The organism is Iodobacter fluviatilis (assembly GCF_900451195.1).
Classification (GTDB): Bacteria; Pseudomonadota; Gammaproteobacteria; order Burkholderiales; family Chitinibacteraceae; genus Iodobacter; species Iodobacter fluviatilis.
On sequence record NZ_UGHR01000001.1, the window covers coordinates 1,214,229 to 1,233,803 of the forward strand.

Below are 19,575 nucleotides of genomic sequence, written 5' to 3' on the forward strand. Positions count from 1 at the left end.
TAGCCTATTGATAGTGTCTCCAATTAATTTATTAAATAATGACAATGAATATTCCGCATATTCCCTTAAGATTATTTCATGGTTCCGCTCTGCCTGATCTTACTAGCTTAAAAATTGCCTTTGCACAAAATAATACTCCTTTGGGTCCAGGAGTATATTTAACTGAAGATCTATTAGTTGCTGGTTGTTATCCTTACAGGAAGGGGAAAATATATGAGGTTGAGGTAAGGGGAAATAGGAGTTACGTCATTAACCTTGATGAACCTTTTAAAAAACAGACTTTTGAGGCTCGTTCTTCAATAGTTAAACTTTTGCATCTAGCTAAATGTGAAATTTCTTTTAAGGATACACTGGATGCTCGCGATATTATTGAAATGACTATATCTAAATTTACAAAGAAAGAACGTAATCTACATCTTGCACAATTGGGTATTTGGATGATCTTTGGCACGCTCCGTGCCATGGAAACTAGCGGACTTAGTGATCGTGGCATTCAATATGTGATTTTAGAAGATGCTGCGATTATAAGTGTAAAACCATATATCAAGCAGGTTGCACCGACTGAAGTTTAACGGATTTCTCTGACTTATGTTGGTGAGGATGGACCTGAAAGGTACACTTGGGGTATTGGTATTGCACCCTGATGGTGGCGGATTGGAATGGGGGGGCTCTCCCCCTTTTTTTGTTTGTTGAATGAGTTAATTAATATTTCATATGTTTTTGTTTGTTTTTTAAGCTTTTTTTATGGCTAATTAGCACTCATTAAAGAAAATATTACATTAAATGATGCTTCATAATTACCCGTTCTGAATAAATGCTGATTTGTGGCGATTAATCAATCACGGGTATATTATATGTTTCTTATATTGTCGTATATATCTATTTTGTTTGTGCTCTATTTAGTTGCTAAGCTAGTGATGGAAATCCGCCGTAGTTTCGAAATTTTAGAGTCTAGCTCAGCAAAGACTGCGAAAGATCGACTTTTCGTTGAATTTGGCTGCGCTGTTTTGAGCGCTCCAATATATCAAGTATACGTTGATGGACGACCTGCATATTCCTTATCCGAAATTCAAGTTGTTGCCTTGTTTTTTGAGCACCCTATGCCTCTTGATGTAAGCCTAAAGATATTAACTGAGTTTTTTCCTTTGCACATAAATGGGAAAGAGTATCGTTTTAAAAAAAGGCAATCTATGCGGCCAGATTTTATAAGGGATATTGAAAAAATTGAAAAGGTTGAGCAAGAATATTTTGATGCAAAATAATTAATATTTTTTAATTATTAAATTTAATCTGTATTTTGCTATTGATTATGAATAAATAGAATGTATTGTGTTTGTATTGAATAATAATGTGTGGTTTTTTTATGGATAGTGATTTTGGTAAAGAGGCAATACAGCTCGATCTTTTTTCTCATGTGAGAAATACTTATTCTCAAGCCGGTGAAGAAGCAATAAGCAATGATTCTTTATATGCCGTTGTAGCTGAGAAATTGGGTCGCCCTGAATTGCTCAAAATTAAAACTCCAGTTGGCTCTTCAGGAGAAATGCATAACCTGATAAAGCGTAAAATACGCTGGTTTCAGCAGACGCTTAAACAGCTTGGTGTAATAGAGCGGGTCCAAGGAGAAAGGGGCGTGTGGCGGCTTGCTGAGCCAGTAGGAAAGGACTTGCATAAGGCTGCAGATGGTGTTCGTCTTGTCGCTTTTAGTACAGATCTTGGTGTTGCTTTCTGGGGGCATTGCAAAGACATATTTGCCTCTGTCAGCGAGCCAATTGCGTTGTGTATTACTTCACCGCCCTACCCTTTACGGAATGCACGGGCATATGGGAATCCAGCCGAATCAGAATATATTGATTTCATCTGTTCCGCGTTGGAGCCCATCATTAAAAATTTAATTCCAGGTGCTAGCGTTGTTCTAAATCTGAGTAGTGACATTTTTCTGAGTAAATCTCCGGCTCGCTCCTTGTATGTTGAGAGACTGGTCTTGTCACTACATGACCGACTGGGACTTTTTCTTATGGATCGGATTCCGTGGGTTAATAAAAGTAAGCCGCCAGGCCCGACATACTGGGCATGTGTGAATCGAGTGCAATTAACAACTGCATATGAGCCAATTTTTTGGTTCACAAATGATCCATTGAAAGTCCGATCGGACAACCGGCGCGTACTGGAACCTCACAGCGATAGGCAGCAGCGTTTGATGGCCGCTGGTGGGGCAAAACGATCGGCAACGTATGGTGATGGCGCTTATAAGATTCGCCCAGATTCGTTTGGCCGAGTTACTGAGGGAAAAATTGCTAGAAATGTTTTAGAGCGTGGCCACGCATGTAGTGATACTAAAGCGTACAGGGAGTACGCACTAAATCATAACCTACCTATTCATGGCGCAATGTTTCCTACGAGTATCCCCGAGTTTTTTATCCAGTTCTTGACCGAGCCAAATGAATTAGTTGTCGATTGTTTTGGAGGAACAATAAAAACGGGGCTGGCTGCAGAGCGCCTTGGCCGTCGTTGGATGTCTACAGAGTTGATCATTCAATATTTGCGCGGGGCCGCAGGGTTATTTCAAAAGTTTAATGGTTTTGAAATGCATCCTGCACTGAGGTCCATCGGGTAGGTACGACTATTCATTCTTTAAATTTTGAACTCATAGATTAAATCAATGACAGCTATGGGGTGTGAGCGTGGGCATAAGTGCCAAAATCTAGCAGCAAACCAAGTTATCCGAAAAGCATATGAATGCGGACGACATTAACTTACCAAGCTATGGGTGGAAAAAATGAAAAAACTTAAAAAATTCTTAATTTTATTTGTTCCGGCAACAGCACTGCTCATTACCGGAATTGTACTCGGTCGGGTAAGTAAAGAAAGTGAGATTAGGAACAATATACGGCAGGATGCACAGGCCATTTCGTACTCATGGAACCAGTGTGAATCGCGTGTCATTAGCCGTAGCGTAGGGATTCATTAATATTTAGATTTATCTAATAATTTATTTAACCAATCTAGCTAAAAATGGGGTTTCAATTAAATTTCACCTCCATCAACCTAGATTATCCTATTAATTACTATTTATATCATACTGAAAAAAAGGACTGAATAATCATGACTATGTGGGCGGCAAAGCAAATTTTATTTTAGTCGTTTTAATGTTGATCTTGCCTTTTACAGAGGTCTGCTAAATATTGGCCAAGGTCAACTATTCCTGCTTGGCGTAATGTTTTAGACACACTTATTGATCGCTGCTCGTTTCTTGGGAGTAATACTGCTTGTGCATTGTCATAGGGAATTGGCAGTGCGTGCCATAGCCATGTTGCCTTGAAAGATTTCATTGCCTCGCGAAATGCGTTACAGACATCTGGTTTGTTTGAAATAATGAAGATATCGAAATCATTACGTAGTGAGGCAATAGCTAGTGGGTTGAGTGAATAGATACGGATTTTTCCCTTAAGCGGTACTTTTATAGCGAGGCGATTTGCTATGAATTTTGCGGCCGCAAAATGATGCGAACCGCCATTATTCATTAAAAATACACGCTTATCCCATTGGTATATGAAAAAAAAATCTGAGCTTTGTGGTGCATGAATTATGCGAATTTCTTTATGTGCAAGATTTTGCGCTAATTTTGCTTTGGTGATTTCATTAATCATCTCTAATGAGTTTTTTTCTACCATTGCATCTGTACTGCTGAATTTGCTTAGGTCGGATTTTGAACACGCAAATCCATATACTTCTTGGATATCGCATGCCCACTGCTCAATAAGCTGGCAACTGCTAATTTGATCGTATTCTGGCCGGTGTGTGTGGAAAAAGCCTTTGGTACTACTCCAGCCGTGAACATCTCCTTTCTTATGACGGGGGAATGATCGAGGCGTTTCGCCTAATTTATGCCATGCAACGACGCTATTTACATCAATGAGTGTTGATGTAGGCTTTAGTGCTACATGAATGTCCTGCCGTTCTGTGAGCAAGCGTAGCAGTTTCGCAGGCTGGCCAAATTTCTCACGAATGCCATCAAAAATAGGGCTTTCTAGTCGTCTCACTGCTGTCAATTCCTGTCGATTTTTGTTGCGAAAATATATTTCGACCAGTTACTTCTTGCTTAGGTGTGATTAATTTTTTTCAGAGTGGTTTTGCAGTTGCAAGATACTGAATCTTCAATGACAATGCAATTTCATGCTTTTATCAATAAATTTGACGCGGGAACTGAACGCGAGCTGAAAACACAGTGTGTACCTACTCGGTACTTTATCTATTTCGTTTAATGCGATGTTCAGTTAACGCCCCCAGTGGCGTTTTTTTTCGTCCAGACTTTATCTAAAAAATATTATTTTTGGATAAATAAATTTTATTCAAGTCCCTAGAGGGTGCAACCTCTAGGGGGCACCTCTCGTTTACTTTTTTTTGGAGGTGTTATGAGAAAGTATCTTTGCCCTAGTAGGCAGGCAGAACAAGCCAGTGAGTCGTCCTTGTGCTTATTAAAAAATTTTACGCTAGGTTTGCAGCGTAAATATGAATGGGTTATGGGGTCCACACAGGGCAATCCTGTGGGGGTTGAGTTCTCAAATCGTTCTGGTGATCAATGGGCCGTGATATTACCTGAAATGAGCAATCCCGAAGATGGAGCTTATCGCATCCAATATTTCCGGGCTTCAGGGTTTACGTCACACGGTACATATAAAACAGTTGAGCTTGCTGCAGAAGAAATGTGCTGTTCATATCATTTAAAAGCACTTGGCATGCTAGATAAACTGAACAGGACAACCATGTGGAAGCAAGGAAATGAGTTAAACAGTCTGATTTACAAAGTTAATGTAGGTCAATTAAGTTGGTCTGAATTTTGTGATATTCAAAAAGAGCTAATGCGTGAATCAGGGCAGAATTTTGAGAGCTACTCAGATGATGAATTGGTTATTCTTTTGGAAAATAAAAACTATCCTTTGTCGCGTCGTTTAAGCGCAAAAATAGAGAGTATCAAACGTATGGAGGCTCCCTTGAGGAATAGTGCAAGGGAACGCATGCATGCATATGTTAAAAATAGATTAAATATGCTTTGTATAGGACATAAGCGATCATTGACGCTTATGTTTTAAGGGTTTTAATATAAAGTATCATTTATATTTTTAGATTGCTACGTAATTTGGATCGTTATATGTTCCATTAATAAATTAAACTGGCATTATGCTATAATAAGTAAAAAATTCATAATGGGTAATTCATAGCAAAAGGGGTTTGTTTCCCTCTTGCTATGATATACCTAATCATTCAATATCCAGCATGTACATTTTATGGCATGCCATATTATTTAATAGGTATTAAAAATGACCGATGATCAATCAATAATCAAAGATTTGGTTCCTGGCTCAATTAAAGGCAGTATGAAAGGTACGAGCAGTGCCGATCTTTGGCAGCCATCAATTGATAAGCTGAAAATTCTGCCTGATTTCAATGTGCGTGTGAAAGATGAGGAATACCACGCTCATATCCGCTATCTGGCAGACAGCATGAAGGCTCACGGTTTTAAGAAAAACGGAGCAATGGAGGTTTTTGTTGCGAAAGAAGGCTTAGAAGATGTTATCTACATTACAGATGGTCATTGCCGATATGAAGCGGTGCACTTGGCTAACTCAGAGCTAAGTGAAGCAGATCAAATTAAAACGGTTTACGCTGTTACAGTTTCTTCTGGCACCTCGATGGAAGATATCACGCTGGGATTGGTCCAAAGCAATTCGGGCAAGCAACTAACCCAGTATGAAAAAGCGGTGGTATTTAAGAGGCTAAGTATGCAGTTCGGTAAAACGACCGCTGAAATTGCCCATAGTGCCTGCGTATCGGTCACTCACGTTGATCGCTTATTATTGTTGATGTCTTCCCCGCTTCGTGTTCGTCAAATGGTTCAGGAGCGATTAGTCGCTGTTGATGTGGCCATCGATGCAATTAAAGAGCACGGAAGCAATGTTGTGCAAGTTCTGGAAAAAGCTTTGGCAGAACTAAGAGCTAAAGCTGACCTTTCTGTGAAAGGCGGTGTTGTTGATAATAGTGCTCGCGTAAAGATTACAAGTAAGCACTTAAATCCGCAGACTGCTCATCAAAAACAGGTAAAAAAAGCTGCCCCAAAGCTGTATGCAACTGTAGCTAAGTTAAAGGCCCACCCGGTGTTTGATCATTTACCGGATGATCTTCGCCAGGAGATCATGGAGCTGATGGGGGAGTTAGTTGAGCCGGAAACACCTGATGATGCACAGCAGCAGTCTTTACCTTTACCGCTTGATGAGGACAATCGCGTCTCTCAAGAAAGTAAAGAAGTTGCTTTATGATTTTGAATCTTAACCTCGCTTTAATCCCTTCTCCGGGGATTAAGCGAGGTTTTTTTTATTTTTAAAAAATAGCGACATTTAAGTTGTTGTTCCATTTTAAAGTTGTTTCATTGCTTTCGATTGGTATAATATTTATTGAGGTTTGTCGGTGAAAGCTTACAGAGGTTAGGGTGGGATAATATCGTACTGAATGGAGTAAATTTTGGCTGGCTTTGAAATGTGCTGATTAATTAGAGTTTCCTACTGTTTGCTAAAATATTAATGTTGCCACTGTACCCTCATAGAGAATGGCAGCATCAAATTGTTTTATTTCAGTTCGGTTTTATGTGAATCTTATCTGTTGGTCCCATTGCGTATTGGAGAGCGATAGAATCGCTAGCTATACGTATAACAAAGTAATTTGGAGTGATTGGTATGAGTTACGCTTTAAATCAAATGAAAAAAGAGACAAAAAGATTTTTTAAACTTTTTGACACTCTTCCATCTACGGATTACCTGCGGGCACGCTCTGCATTAGAAAATTTAGGCGCTTGTTTTTCGCAGGCTAATTTTGCAAATGAAGTTGAGCGTGAAGAAGGACTTGCACTTTTATTTAAAGCGAAAAATAAAGTGATCGCCCATATACAGCTTTCCTCTTCAACTTGCGATGAATCGCGTTTTTACCAATGACAAACAATCAATTACTCGCCATTTATAAGTGGTGCCTTTGTCTTAAGAAAGGCGCACTTTTCGCTATAGCCATTTCTATTGGCTTAATAATGACGGCTTATGTTGCCGGAATCATTTCAAATCGCTCATCTAGCTTATTTGATTTTATTTTGCACGTTATTGTTTTTTCTGGGGTGCTTCATTGCATACTTGGACTTATTCAAGGAATGTCTGCTATTCAATTGCGTGAGCGCAATAAGGAAAATAGTAAGGAACGTTCCTGATGGAATCTAATGAATTTTTATTAGGCCAAGAAAATTTCTTATCTGGCCTGCCGTTAAAGATACCTTTCGAACAAGGTTCAGTGCAGTTTAATGAGTATGAGCGGGGTTGGGTTCAGGCATTGCGTGGTAATCTTAAAACTTCGGCTAGAAGTGATGATTGTTTTATACCTAGTCGAAATGGTTATATCAGATTGCCTAAATAGTTAAAAAATATAAATTTAAAATGTAGTGTTATTGATTTCTTTTCGATTTTATGTGTTTATATTTAAAATAAGGTTAATTGTAATGACAACAATTTATGAGCTTGTAACACGCGCTAAAGAGATTGATATTGATGGTTTGACTATCTTTGACGGCAATACAATGAGTGATAGAGATTTTTTAAAAAGGCAATGTCAGCTTTTAGTGGAGGTCGGGAGTGAAATCGAAAACAAAATTCGCGATTTAGTTACGTTAAGATCATGGGGTAATAACCCTCTTGAAGAGGGGAAAGTTATGCTGGCGTATCTCAATGCTTTAAATAAGTATTCGCTTGAATTTACAAATATCTTTTCTTTGAAGCCTCAATTTGCTGAGCCGATGAAAAAAGTGAGTGATGAATTGTTGAAAAAATATTCAAATTCAGTTTTTTATTATAAAAGGCTACAGGATTTTTTTGATTTTTAAGTAAGTATGATGTTTATTTTTGGTATCATGTTTACCTTTTTTATAGTGAAAATATTTAAAAAACACCCCAGTCGCATTCCAAAGGAATAAGGCTGGGGTTTGTCTTTTTATGGTGGCATTTTACTAATGTTGATTGCTCACTATTTTAATTGATTTATCTACGTATATTTGTGTAGGTTCTATTCCAACGTAGCGAACATAGTTATGTCCTTCTGGATTTACCGCAATTGATTTACGTCCATGCGATTGAATGATGACAACCAAGCTATATGCAAGAGCTCGCCACTTTACTTGTTCCTCATCGGTTAATTCTCCAAAATTTTTAATTTCTCTATTGAGATTGAAGTCGCTGCTTGTCCCTCCTGTCCCATTGAAAAAATAATAGCGATCTTCTAAAAGATTGACCATAAATAAATCATATTCTAATGGCTCTAACGTCAGGATTTTTTGTATTTTGCATTCCCTAATTTCCCAGTTGAAATTTTTCTTCCACTGGTTGTCTATCCAGTAAGGGGGATTTTCCTGTGGTTTAGAGCATTCATTGATATAGTCTGCAATATGGCTAAATTTTATTTTCGTTGAAAATTTCGCAATTATGTGTTGCCCTAAATAGAAAATTGGCTGAGAAACATTTGTTTTTTGATTTATTACTGCTTTAGCTTGATCATTGCTGCGTTGTTCTGCTAATTGCTTTTGTTTTAATTCATCTAGGACAAGCTCTGCTGCTGCATCGTCAGGGAAAGACTTAGCAAAAGCTTCTTTTGTCATCAGACGCCTTGCAGCTTCTTTAGAGCGATAGCCGGTGAAAAAGTAGTTGCTATGAATTACACAACGAATATAGGTCCATTCCTCGCCTTCTAAGCTGAGATATACCCGATCAAATTCAAATTTTTTTCCTGCTTCAAGTACGTCTGTAACTGAGAATGTCTTGTTGTCCGCATATGATTTCATCTCATCATATTCGTGGCAATGTATAACAGAGCATTGTTCCAACGTTGCTTTGATGGTTTTTAGTGCATTTTTACGAATGGTTTTATAAGACATGATGTGCTCCGAAAGTGAGACACCAATCCCCTTAAGGATTAGTATCCCTAAGGGTTATAAAATGTGAAAATTTCTTAAACGCTTTATATAAAAGACTAAGACTTAATTTAATGATTAATTACGATAAATCGGTAAGGTTAAATTGCAATCAATCTTTCTTACGTGAAGTCTGAAGGCATCACTACCCGAAAAGTCTCAAAATCCTCTTTAGTGGCAGAACGTACCTGTGTATCGCTTGTAATGTGAACTGGCCCGTTTAGCCAATCATGGCCACCTTTAAGCCTGCTTCCAAAAAGAACCCCCATTAGGCCTGGATACTCATCATTAATATAACCAAGGGTATGTTCATCTTTAACGACATATTTTACCGCCATGATTGTCCCTTTATTGCGGCTTATTTGTTTGCAGCCTAATTTGGTCTGCGCGAATAGAGATTGCATGAGTAAGTCGTGGCCAATTTTCATCTGCCATTTCTAGGCTTCCTTGGAGATAAAGGGCATCGCACCTCTCAATGATTTTCTTGAGTTGTTCTAAAGACACAGCCGTCGTGATTAGGTTAAGAGCTGTGGTGAAATCTGGAATGTGGATTCGTCTTTGCAACGTTAGGTCATATTCCCCGTCTGAAAGCACAATTTGCATTACTTCGATGTTTTTCAACTTCGAGCATAAGGCCGCGAAAGTTGCCATTTCGTCAGTAGTGAGCATAAATATTTTCCTCAAAAAAAAGAGTGCGGGCCTAAGGCCCACACTCTTCGTTGATAAGCACCATAATAGCTTCGGTGCGATTTTAAAAATTAATGCTTAAGCTGAGCCATTTTTTCGGCCAGCGTCCACAAAGCTTTATTCAGGCGTACATTCTCAGATACGCCTTTCACTGCGCGTGTTGACGTCCGGTTCCCTTTGGCTGTTCTTCCGCTTAATCCGCCACGGATCAAGTTTTCTTGAACAGTGTTAAAGGTGGTCCATAAGTCAGGCAGTTTGTCTTCTGATCGACGATAAGAAAGTAACTTTGAACTGTCGATGGGAGCTGCATCTGCGCTTTCATATTTCAGCTCTAATGCCGATTCAGCAAAAATATTTCGCTCCCGATCGTTCAATTGCGTGGATTGCATCAGGTCTATTTTGCCCATCAACATGGGTGTTTCTTTAACAACTTCATAGGTCCCTTCGATAACATCATCAATCAAATTTCGACCGGAGTGATGTACTCGCACAGACGCAAAAGTGGCATCAGAAACAATAATTCCATTGGAGCAGACAAAGCGGAATAAGCCAGCATGCAACTGGTAGCTGCTACTTCCGTCATGACTGTTTAATAGAATAATTTCAGGGCAAATATCTGTTTTGGATAAATCATTTTGGTGTCGAAGCACAACCATATGCTTGGTGTGATCTCGGCGGTCGAGATCACGCGTCTTACTTTGCATGGCTCGGACCGGCACAAAACCTTCAGCACGCATGGCATCAAGTACTTGGATGGTGGGGATGAACTGATAACGCTCAGAACGACTGTCGTGAGGATCTTCAGCAAAGACGCTTGAAGCTGCACGACGGAGTTGGTCATTGCTTAGAGAGGACGCGATAGCGCCACGATTACTGTGCATTAAATGAGAAGTACCGAACATGATGAATCTCCAAAAAAGAAGAACACCATGCCCGCCTGGGATGGTGTTCCCAGTGGGGTGAATTTAAAAGTGAAAAGCTTAAATGCTGATCTGTGCCTTAGTACAAACGGCTTCAAGATCTGCTACACAAAAAAACTGAATAATCTTCTTTGTGTTTGGGGGGTGAAAAATACAAGTTGAGGCGATTTGCTATACGCAATGACTGTGTTTCAGCTCGTGTTCAGTTCGCACGTCAAATTAATGATTGAAGCATGAATTTTCATTATCTACGAAGCCCTTATTGTTTGCAACATTAAAGGGAAGTGCTAATTATTTGAATTATTTTGAGAATAGTCATATTAAATCAGCATAATTTCTTTCAAAGTTTTACTACTTTGTTACAATGTTCGAAGGATAAAATCAGCGAGATGACAATGAGTACAGACTTAAATTGCCCTACATGTAATAGCGATGCGACACAGCGACTTTCTGTGATCTTTGAGCACGGAATATCTGACATTAATACTTCATCCAATACATCAGGTATCGGGCTGGGCCGAGGTGGTTTGGGCCTAGGGTTAGCAAAAACGAAAACACGGGGAACTGCCCAGACAGCAATGTCTCTGAAGGCTTCTCCTCCACCTAAAAAGCGACTATTGAAGCCGCTTGGGTACATCTTTCTAGCGTATTTTGTTCTTAGTCTCTTTATGGGGCACAACAAGGTACTTGCTGGGCTTGCTGGCACTTTGTGGATTGCAGGTTCTGTAGCTTGGATAGTCTTTGCTGTTAATTACAACTCGAAAACATGGCCACCTCTCAAAGCCATATGGGATGACTCGTTTCTTTGTAATCGTTGCAACCACATGTTTCAAGTTGGTAAGAACAGATCTTGATTGAAGTGCCTTAATGAAGTTATTGCGGGCTCTTTCAAATAGTATTGAGGATGCTTGAAAGTGCCCGTTCAGCTTCCCAAATTCCAAGGGGATCAAGCAGGAATATTGTAGTAGTGGCAGAGCGCATTAGTAAGCAGAGTTGGAGCAACTGATCCGGCAATTTTAAGGCTACCTGAGTAAGCGCTTCCAATCATATTTCCAAGCCAACCTCCAACCTTATGACCTAAATTAGCTGATGAAGTAGGAGCAGGAGAGCCATCAACAGCCAGCTTTAATTCAGCAATATCCTTATCTTGGATGCCATATTCTTTAAGTTGATGTTCAAGCGAACTGAAGTCACCTGCAATGATCCTGTTTTGCTGGCTAATATCACCAGTATTGCCTGCACCTATTGTTCCAGCGTTATTAACATTTCCATGGAAGTTAATATTATTTATTGTCATTTCTGCCGCCCCTTTCTTTTCTTCATTAGAAAACTGTAATCCTTCACCTAAAATATTTTTTTGTTCAAGCAACAATGCCCAGTCGAGTATTTTTGATCGCGTGTTTGAAAGTATTTTAGTCATTTGAGTTGAGGGGATAAACCATTTCATCTGGAAATTGGTGTTAGTCATTGCATTTAATACAGTCGCCAGATAAGAAGGTAGATCAGCATGCAACGTTTCCTCACTTTTGGCTAATTCAGTCAGCATTGACACTGGTTGGCTGATGCTAACCGTTGTTAGCTCATCGTAGATATCCTGTGTTTCACTATTTGCAAAATTACCAACCTCACATGGAATCCATCCCCTGTGTGGATTCCATGCTTTGATTGGAATATCTTTTAAAATTCGGTAATCAGGAAGAATGTCTGCTGATGGATAACCATTTAGCTCATATTCAAGCCAATCGGATATATCTTGTAAGCCTAGCTTTACTGATATCATCTTTGCTCTTGATAGCAATTCTTCAATGCTAGTCGAGGTTGAACTTGCCATGTCCTGCAATTTTAGTACGGGAGAGTTTTGCACCGCTCACTACTCATAGATTAGTCATGGTCACATGTTATCTAATCCTTAGAAAAACAAATAGTCCCGTTTTCAAATTCAACGACCGATATGACTTCAAAACCTTACATGGCCCAGGTGACGGCTTAAGCCAAAGTGCGGCCACTCCCTATATGTTTGAGCTGTAAAAAGCCGCTCCCCTGAAAGGGGAGCGGCTTTGTTATTTAGCGCTGGCATTAATCGCTAGGTCTAGTTATTTGCATTGCTATCGATAGGTATCCATTGGTAAAAATTGGCTACCTGTTCGCACCGATAGTTTTTTCCGTTAAACGTATACTCTCCTCCCGGCGAAAATGTGTATGGTTTTGATGTTTCAAATGAGAAGCAGAAACGTTGAACTTCATCAACAGGGATAAATGTAAACTCTTTTGAATGAAAGCTATCTATAACGGCCAATGTTGCCATCAAGAGTATGAACATAATAATTAAAGTGATTGTTAAATTATCACACATTTTATCGATTACTTTTCCATTTACTTTGTCAAAAAATGTATTTGATTTTTCGCAATTAGAATATAAATGATCAAGATAATATTCCAGTGCGTTTATATTTAATGATTTATGTTGTTCATCAATAACTTTGCCATTGAGCTGTTCAGGGTGGTAAGCTAAATCTATAACATCTGGGTCATTTACGTCATATCCTGCTTTTATAAGTAAAACATTTGAATGAATACGTGTAATTAAATCAGGATGTGTTGAGTGAATGGTCATTTTTTATTTCCAATTTAGATTTTAAAAAAATATTACGCTACGTAGTAAAACTCTTCATCTGGATCAAAGCGCTTAAGTGCATCAATAACAATTTCAAGATGGAGTTTTTCAGCGATCAGTAATGGATTAATTTTATCGAATGGTGTTTCTCGATAGATTGTGTTGAGTAACTCCAGCTTTTCATCGTCAGCCCCGATAATTTCGGCAATTGCATACTGGCTATTAGGAACGATATAAAGCTGACTTGTTTCAAGATCTAAATACCAATGCCCTTTGTAAAACTCTTCTGGAAAGGCACTGGGTTCTGTTCGGCTTTCTACTTCAAAAGTATATTGGCCAGACTCGTTTGAATCGAAACCTGAAGTATTGCCATTACTTATCAGCCTTAGAACCTCAAGTATGGAATTTTCTAAATCTAACGTTGTTTTGCCGGTAATCGAAATTGCTAGCTTTTTCATGGTGTATCTCGTAATAAGCAGGTACACCAACCCGTTAGGTGTCGATGCACCCACTGGGTTTGAAAAATAGACGTAAAAAAGCCCACGTCGAAACGTAGGCTTTATTGAGCTAAAAGTAACTTTTAGCTTGGTTTTATTTTTTGATTATCATCGTTACGTTTCAGCCTGCGACTATTCCACGACAACGCTAAACCTGCGGCCACGCCTGTGAAAATAATTGCAAAGATAAATACTAAAGCTAGTTGGATGATTTGGGTAAGAACTGGGTTCATTGATCTGGCTCCCCAAAAATTAAATCTAATAGGGTTGCTGCAGCGAATGCAGACATCCAAATTAGTATAGCACCGATGGCACAAATGATAATGTACTCATCTCCTGATACCTTTGTGCCAGCCACATAAAACCCCCCTGCACCAGCGAGGCCAACCACTCGGAAATGGTCTGCCATTTTCCTAGCCGCAAAGTTATGTTTTTTAACCATTAAAGATCTCACTTCATCGCGCTTTCGTTAAGGTGTTCTTGTTTCTTTGGTCTGACGACCAAAGGCTATAGAAGACCATGCTCTGCAAAGCTGTAATGATTTTTCCTTGCTACGATGATGTGATCTAGGACGCTAATATTCAGGAGCTCTAAACCGTTTTTAATTTCGGTTGTGGTTCTTAAATCGGATTGGCTTGGTTCCGCGTGTCCGCTTGGATGGCAATGAGCTAATACAACTGCAACTGCGTCATGCTGAAGTGCTCGACGTGCAATGACACGAGGGTAAGCCCTGACCTCGTTGACTGTTCCGCTAAATTCTCGGTGTGTGGCGATTACTTGATGCTTGGCATCAAGGTAGGATACAAAGAAAGATTCTAGGCCGTCATATCCAAATACGAGCTGATAGTAGTCTACCAGTGCTTTGGGACTCTTTATTACACATTCCCTTTTTAATGTGCTGTCCCATATTGCAAGCAAGCGATCCCTTGCTTGCAGGAGCTGTGTCATCTCATCCAAAGAGTAGTTTGGTGAAGTTTCTTGAGCTGATGTGTAAATTTGCATGATTGTTCCTTTCTTAAGGGAATCATGCCCCCAGTGGGCATGACCCAATGGGGATTGAATGAAGGTGAATTTATTTAAGCTAAATGCAGATCTTCTGTCTCCGGTGAATTGCTGAGTACGGAAGGAAACGCGTCTTTAAGATCTTGCAAACTAAGTAAGTGGTTTTTCCAATCATGCTCTGTGGGCGTTACTTTGTTTTGAAAGGCCCCCAACGCGTCGGCAAAAATGCAACGTAATGCAAGTACCTGCTTCGTTGTAAAAGTATGTGTGCTGTCTGGATTAGTGCAAAGAGTTGGTTCTGCATAGTCTGTGCTTTTAATCACGGCTGTCACATTGACTAAACTTACGCCGCTTTCGATTAAACGATCGTAATGTTTTAGAGCTTCAGCTTCTGGGTCGTTGTGATCGCCAAGAAGGTATGGCTGCCAGTGATCTGTATCGCCAATTGTCCAGCAGACGATGAATGATTTTTCTTTTTTATTCATGCTGCTGTTTAAAGCGATTTCTTTGCTCATCATGTTTTCCTTAAAGACGACGCAATATCCCCATTGGGGTAGTGCGCCCAGTGGGTGAGTAAATCGTAGTTGATAAAAAAAAGGGAAGGGAATACCTCAGAGTTCATAACAGAGGTAGGTTTTCAGTGTAGGGGTGAAGCGAGCACTGGAATTGATGGCCAGACTGCGAGAACAAGGTTCTCAGCAGCCTGGCAGATGCTCTCATGACGACACGCAAAAAAAATCACCGGGAGATTAGTGCAATCTAGGTGATGTTTAATGCGCAATGTGCGATGAGAGTGGGTTTCGTGGCCGCAGGCGGTCTTAAGCGAAACAGGACGTGCCAAAGCCATCCAAGTGCATTAAAAATGCGTGGGGATGGTCTTACTTGGGTAGAGGGGAGTGCCGAGGTAAAGCGGCAAGGATCACGGTGAAATCACACATCTGTACCAAAGATGTCGAACTTGCATAAAGCACAAGATTTTGAATAGGGACTACAGGGAGTCCTTGCTGTGTGTCTATCCGTGGCCAGCTCGCACGTCGTAAAGCGATAAAGATAGGGTATGAGTCATAACATTAGCTTGAGCCGATGTAGGCTGTCAAGTAGCTCTTATTTAGCAATCAATAACTAAAATATACGTAGTAAATACGTAGTGTTATGTAATATTTGGTGAGATATGCTACGTATTTACTACGTATGGTTCTTGCGTTATACGTACTTTTTGTTTGGTTTTTGTTGTTTGCTAGTAATATTTTCCTTGGGAAAGGCTAAGTTGCTCACACAATCTGTGGATAAAGACCTCGTTAATTCAGTGTTACGTTGTACTGAACCGCTAAAAGTAACGCGATCGATTGGTGTGCTTAAAAAATAAGCGCTTTAAGCTAAACATATTTTTTTGTCCTCAGAAATAAATAATGATGCAATTCACCTTTAAAGATTGATCCATTTGGTTATAATTAACTGACCATTTGGACTTTTTATGGAGAGCGTGATGAAGCAACTGAAGTTAGTAACATCAGCAGGGCCAGCGCTACCAAATAGGGGGAATGTAACCCCCAGTAAAGCAGCGATTCACCCCGTTGTTGTCGATTTTCTTGGCATAAATATTTCCGTAGGCTCTATTCAACAATTCCAAGATTCAATGCGTGCTTTTTCGTCGCCTAATCGGCGTATCCTGATTAAGAAAGGGTTTCCTCCTCAGTTGGTTCCAGTATTTGCGCGTGATTTACTGGTTTCACAAGATGAAATCGAGGCAGCTATTGGCTTACCAAAGACCACGCGTAAACGTTACCAAGACAATCAATTGTTAATGAATGAAGTTCAGTCTGAGCGTTTAATGCGAATCGCAGAGATTGAAACTCTGGCCTCCGAGGCTTTTGGTAGCAAAGAGAAAGCGGGCCATTGGATGTCATCCCGTTTGAACACACTTAGTGGTGAGTCTCCATTGCAATACTTGGATACAGAAGAAGGAGCTATGCATATTCGGCGCACACTTTCCGCTATTGTTCACGGTGGTGGGTTCTGATGCAGGTGTGGCGAATTGCAAAAAATATTTATGCTGAAGACCTAAGCGGAACTGGTGCAGCTCGGTTTGGACAACGATGGAATCGTCGTGGTGATTTTGCTTTATATGCTGGGCTTACACCGGCCATATGTGTGCTTGAGACGTTTGTTCACTTGGGTGATACCTTGCCTGATGATTATGTAATCGTTGAGTTGTCACTGCCTGATGACCCAGAGCTATATTTTCAGCCTACAAGGGATAGTTTGCCACTCTCATGGAGTAGCGAGAGCGCTACCGAGGAAACACAAGCATACGGTTCCAGCTTTTTAAATACAGGCCGGTATCTCGGCTTGATTGTTCCTTCAGCGCTATTGCCAGAGTCTTTAAATCTCGTAATTAACCCTCGCCATCCAGCAGCAAGACAAATTCAGTTGTCATCGTTACGGGCGTATCAATTCGATTCACGGATGCTGAAATAAAAACTGAACGGAGAGAAGGCTAAATTTAACTGAGTACTACTTGAACTACGTAATTGATACGTAGTAATTATTCATTGCCCCTAACAAATCAATCAAATAGTAGAAATACTACGTATTTACTACGCCATATCTTTGTTTTGTGTCTCCGCCTGATGCCTTCTTAATAAGCCTGGACTGCTGATGTAGCAGCTCGTTACATAAGGTCGGCCATGCCCGAGCATTTGAGAAATACGGTAACGAGTATCCATGTCCTGCTGTGGCCGCAATACACCACCTTTAATCGGTGATGGCACGCCTTCTAATTTTTCATACTGCTCATTTGAAAATTCATGACGAAGCCCATGACTGGAGATTCCGAGCTCATTTTTTGTTATGCCATGTTTGCGCAAAACGTAGGCATAATGGTTTTCCCATTCTTTTAGTGTCTTGTAGGTTTTCGGCACCATCGTTGCCTTTCCTTTGAAAAGGGATCGACAGGTATCGAGCAACTGACGTTGCTCTACCGTCTTGATCGCAATCACACGGCCACGGCCACCTTTGGTCCCTCGCGATAGCTCAATCATATCCAGGCAGTCGGCGATACAAGGCTGGAATAGCCAGCTCTCTTTCCGGCGCAGGCCAAAATGATATTGAAGCTTGAGTTGTAAGCCGATAATTAAATTTTCGTCGGCAACTTCTTCAATTTTACTGAGCACATCAACACCATTTCCTGTCCACGTTTTGTCACTTGTTGCCCCGTATGCCCGTTTAGGCAGAGGCTTAGAAAGTTGGGCCTTTGCATCATCAACAATGCCAAACTTCCCCATCCAGCAGCAAAATTGACGTAATACGCTGACACGATTTTCGATTGTTGATGCGCTTAAATTTTGATCCTGCCAAAGCGAAAACAATGCGATCAAATGCTTCTGGCCAAGTGAGTGACTACGCTCAATTTTGTAACCAAGCCCGCGCAATTGTTTGAATGCGTTAAAGATCGTTGTTGCCTTTTTATCTCTGGTTTCGTCACTCACAATATTGTGGTGGCTGTGCTTCATCTTGGCCGGTTTGCCGCTGTGCTCCGCAAGCAGGGTGCATATATCGAGGTGCAGTGGGCTTATTTGCAATTCGCCATTTTTTTCGCGCAATCTCGTGGCCATTCTTTCGACTTGCAAATCTTTTTTTACTGTTGGGCTGTGAGCTGGGCTACTTGTGTTTACTCGCTTCCGGCGTGCTCGGTCTTTATTGATTGCTGCCTGTTTAAGTGTGTTCATGCTGTGCTCTGCCTGTATTTGTAAATCAATTCAATACCCGTGCAGTCGAGGTCATCAATATTCAATGCTGTGCGGTTGCAGTACCACAGGTGTTGCGATTAATAAATCTTGGCCAGCCATGTTCTTTAGAGCTGAATTCATCCTCCTGTTGTGCGTGGCATACGCAATACAGGGCTACGCTAGGCGTAGGCTTACCGGGAGACAAAACCCGATAAGCAATGATCCGGTTATAAGTACCGGCAACTAATTCTTTCGCACCTCCATCCTGATCATATCTTCACTCAATGGGCCTACTTTTGAGCGATCAGTTCTGCACAATTCCATAACGATTGCCACGCCTGCGATAGGGAGGTTCGGTATGTAATTCAAGCGGCTGCTTGCGGGTGCTATGGGGCTATATGCGTATTTTTTTACCAACCGGCTCTGCATGGCCGATCTATTCAATGGATCAAAAAAAACAAAAAGCGCGTTGTGCGAAGTAGATAGGGGCGAAAAAATGCCAACACTACAGGCGTTGCGAAATTTGCTTACTTAAGATGCATTGGTATGTGTTGTTCGAGAGAACAACAGGTGGATTACTTGACCCATTGGCGAGCGCCAATAGGAGCGATATTTTCTACCGCTTTTTTTCTGTCAGTCTGAAAAAAAACTGATCTATGTGCCTAAGCTATTGCCATGGCCGTACTTCTTAACTCATCAGTATTCAAATAGCTACAATCGCTTGATGCTATTTCTACCGATCTACAAAAGGAGCGAACTCCTCTAAATGGTCTAGGTAATCCTAGCCTAGTCCGGTATCTCTACCAGCATTTTTGATTTGCCCTTTTTAGAGGCGCTGCATTTATTGAACGCTCAGCTTGCGTTTGTGACTGCAACATCAATCTAAGTAAAACACTTGTAAGTGTCAACATTATTTTGCGTTCAGTTTTTAATCTCCTGTAAGTATCACATTATTTATAGGGGTAAATCATTGATAATTAACGGCATTGATTTGTCTCTCTAATTATCACTCATTAAGTGATTTTTTTACGGCTTTAGTTTTATGTGTACTAATGGCGTGAAATATAGGGGGACTTAGCAAACGAGGCGACACTAGCCCTGTCGTAAAATAGGGGCTTAAATAATTGAACTT

22 protein-coding genes are annotated in these 19,575 nt (G+C 40.4%); 11 read left to right on the forward strand and 11 right to left on the reverse strand.

Going from position 1 to position 19,575, the window contains the following annotated elements:
- The first annotated feature begins 44 nt into the window (after positions 1-44).
- From DYD62_RS05500 to DYD62_RS05510, 3 genes are all read left to right on the forward strand, one after another.
- The gene (locus DYD62_RS05500) at positions 45-572 is read left to right on the forward strand and encodes a hypothetical protein (protein ID WP_132038691.1); all 528 of its coding nucleotides are present in this window, start codon (positions 45-47) and stop codon (positions 570-572) included.
- A 345-nt stretch (positions 573-917) separates the two neighbouring features.
- The gene (locus DYD62_RS05505; RefSeq protein WP_132038692.1) at positions 918-1,262 is read left to right on the forward strand and encodes a hypothetical protein; all 345 of its coding nucleotides are present in this window, start codon (positions 918-920) and stop codon (positions 1,260-1,262) included.
- 101 nt (positions 1,263-1,363) lie between these two features.
- Positions 1,364-2,617: a site-specific DNA-methyltransferase gene (locus DYD62_RS05510; RefSeq protein ID WP_115228214.1), complete on the forward strand. Its 1,254-nt coding sequence runs from the start codon at positions 1,364-1,366 to the stop codon at positions 2,615-2,617.
- Between the two features lie 529 nt (positions 2,618-3,146).
- Here DYD62_RS05510 and DYD62_RS05515 read toward each other — a convergent pair.
- Positions 3,147-4,043: a DUF6685 family protein gene (locus tag DYD62_RS05515; RefSeq protein ID WP_207916669.1), complete on the reverse strand. Its 897-nt coding sequence runs from the start codon at positions 4,041-4,043 to the stop codon at positions 3,147-3,149.
- A 372-nt stretch (positions 4,044-4,415) separates the two neighbouring features.
- Here DYD62_RS05515 and DYD62_RS05520 point away from each other — a divergent pair, with 372 nt between their 5' ends.
- The 6 genes from DYD62_RS05520 (at position 4,416) to DYD62_RS05545 (ending at position 7,915) form a co-directional block, all read left to right on the forward strand.
- Positions 4,416-5,093, forward strand: a complete 678-nt coding sequence (locus DYD62_RS05520; protein ID WP_115226430.1) for a hypothetical protein — start codon at positions 4,416-4,418, stop codon at positions 5,091-5,093.
- Between the two features lie 228 nt (positions 5,094-5,321).
- On the forward strand, positions 5,322-6,317 hold the full coding sequence (locus DYD62_RS05525) for a ParB/RepB/Spo0J family partition protein (protein WP_115226431.1): 996 nt from the start codon (positions 5,322-5,324) through the stop codon (positions 6,315-6,317).
- A 414-nt stretch (positions 6,318-6,731) separates the two neighbouring features.
- Positions 6,732-6,986 carry a hypothetical protein gene (locus DYD62_RS05530; protein WP_115226432.1) on the forward strand — a complete coding sequence of 85 codons (255 nt, stop codon included), beginning with the start codon at positions 6,732-6,734 and terminating at the stop codon, positions 6,984-6,986.
- A complete protein-coding gene (locus DYD62_RS05535; RefSeq protein ID WP_115226433.1) occupies positions 6,983-7,249 on the forward strand; it encodes a hypothetical protein in 267 nt (88 codons plus the stop codon). Before DYD62_RS05530 ends, DYD62_RS05535 begins: the two co-directional genes overlap by 4 nt.
- Complete coding sequence (locus DYD62_RS05540) at positions 7,249-7,452, forward strand: hypothetical protein (protein ID WP_115226434.1); 204 nt, start codon at positions 7,249-7,251, stop codon at positions 7,450-7,452. The genes DYD62_RS05535 and DYD62_RS05540 overlap by 1 nt, the downstream gene beginning before the upstream one ends.
- An 82-nt stretch (positions 7,453-7,534) precedes the next feature.
- A complete protein-coding gene (locus tag DYD62_RS05545) occupies positions 7,535-7,915 on the forward strand; it encodes a hypothetical protein (protein ID WP_115226435.1) in 381 nt (126 codons plus the stop codon).
- A 123-nt stretch (positions 7,916-8,038) separates the two neighbouring features.
- Here the strand turns inward: DYD62_RS05545 and DYD62_RS05550 are convergent, their stop codons facing one another.
- The 9 genes from DYD62_RS05550 to DYD62_RS05600 all read right to left on the reverse strand — a co-directional run bounded on the left by DYD62_RS05550 (position 8,039) and on the right by DYD62_RS05600 (position 15,233).
- Entirely contained in the window at positions 8,039-8,959 is a 921-nt protein-coding gene (locus tag DYD62_RS05550) for a hypothetical protein (RefSeq protein ID WP_115226436.1), read from the reverse strand.
- A gap of 158 nt (positions 8,960-9,117) precedes the next feature.
- On the reverse strand, positions 9,118-9,423 hold the full coding sequence (locus DYD62_RS05555) for a hypothetical protein (RefSeq protein ID WP_132038693.1): 306 nt from the start codon (positions 9,421-9,423) through the stop codon (positions 9,118-9,120).
- Between the two features lie 330 nt (positions 9,424-9,753).
- Positions 9,754-10,584 carry a DUF932 domain-containing protein gene (locus DYD62_RS05565; RefSeq protein WP_115226439.1) on the reverse strand — a complete coding sequence of 277 codons (831 nt, stop codon included), beginning with the start codon at positions 10,582-10,584 and terminating at the stop codon, positions 9,754-9,756.
- Between the two features lie 964 nt (positions 10,585-11,548).
- The gene (locus DYD62_RS05575) at positions 11,549-12,466 is read right to left on the reverse strand and encodes an AbiTii domain-containing protein (RefSeq protein WP_115226441.1); all 918 of its coding nucleotides are present in this window, start codon (positions 12,464-12,466) and stop codon (positions 11,549-11,551) included.
- 225 nt (positions 12,467-12,691) lie between these two features.
- Complete coding sequence (locus DYD62_RS05580; RefSeq protein ID WP_115226442.1) at positions 12,692-13,216, reverse strand: hypothetical protein; 525 nt, start codon at positions 13,214-13,216, stop codon at positions 12,692-12,694.
- A gap of 32 nt (positions 13,217-13,248) precedes the next feature.
- On the reverse strand, positions 13,249-13,674 hold the full coding sequence (locus DYD62_RS05585) for a hypothetical protein (protein WP_115226443.1): 426 nt from the start codon (positions 13,672-13,674) through the stop codon (positions 13,249-13,251).
- Positions 13,675-13,796: 122 nt separating this feature from the next.
- On the reverse strand, positions 13,797-13,946 hold the full coding sequence (locus tag DYD62_RS23585; RefSeq protein ID WP_165928725.1) for a hypothetical protein: 150 nt from the start codon (positions 13,944-13,946) through the stop codon (positions 13,797-13,799).
- A 274-nt stretch (positions 13,947-14,220) separates the two neighbouring features.
- Positions 14,221-14,715: a JAB domain-containing protein gene (locus DYD62_RS05595; protein WP_115226445.1), complete on the reverse strand. Its 495-nt coding sequence runs from the start codon at positions 14,713-14,715 to the stop codon at positions 14,221-14,223.
- 74 nt (positions 14,716-14,789) lie between these two features.
- Positions 14,790-15,233 (reverse strand): hypothetical protein, encoded by a 444-nt coding sequence (locus tag DYD62_RS05600; RefSeq protein ID WP_132038694.1) that lies wholly within the window; start codon positions 15,231-15,233, stop codon positions 14,790-14,792.
- 968 nt (positions 15,234-16,201) lie between these two features.
- On the opposite strand from DYD62_RS05600, the gene DYD62_RS05605 reads away from it, so the two are divergent.
- Positions 16,202-16,735, forward strand: a complete 534-nt coding sequence (locus DYD62_RS05605; protein WP_165928726.1) for an Xre family toxin-antitoxin system antitoxin — start codon at positions 16,202-16,204, stop codon at positions 16,733-16,735.
- Positions 16,735-17,193, forward strand: a complete 459-nt coding sequence (locus DYD62_RS05610) for an RES family NAD+ phosphorylase (protein ID WP_115226448.1) — start codon at positions 16,735-16,737, stop codon at positions 17,191-17,193. The genes DYD62_RS05605 and DYD62_RS05610 overlap by 1 nt, the downstream gene beginning before the upstream one ends.
- A 119-nt stretch (positions 17,194-17,312) precedes the next feature.
- Here the strand turns inward: DYD62_RS05610 and DYD62_RS05615 are convergent, their stop codons facing one another.
- Positions 17,313-18,443 (reverse strand): phage integrase N-terminal domain-containing protein, encoded by a 1,131-nt coding sequence (locus DYD62_RS05615; RefSeq protein WP_115226449.1) that lies wholly within the window; start codon positions 18,441-18,443, stop codon positions 17,313-17,315.
- Between the last annotated feature and the right edge of the window lie 1,132 nt (positions 18,444-19,575).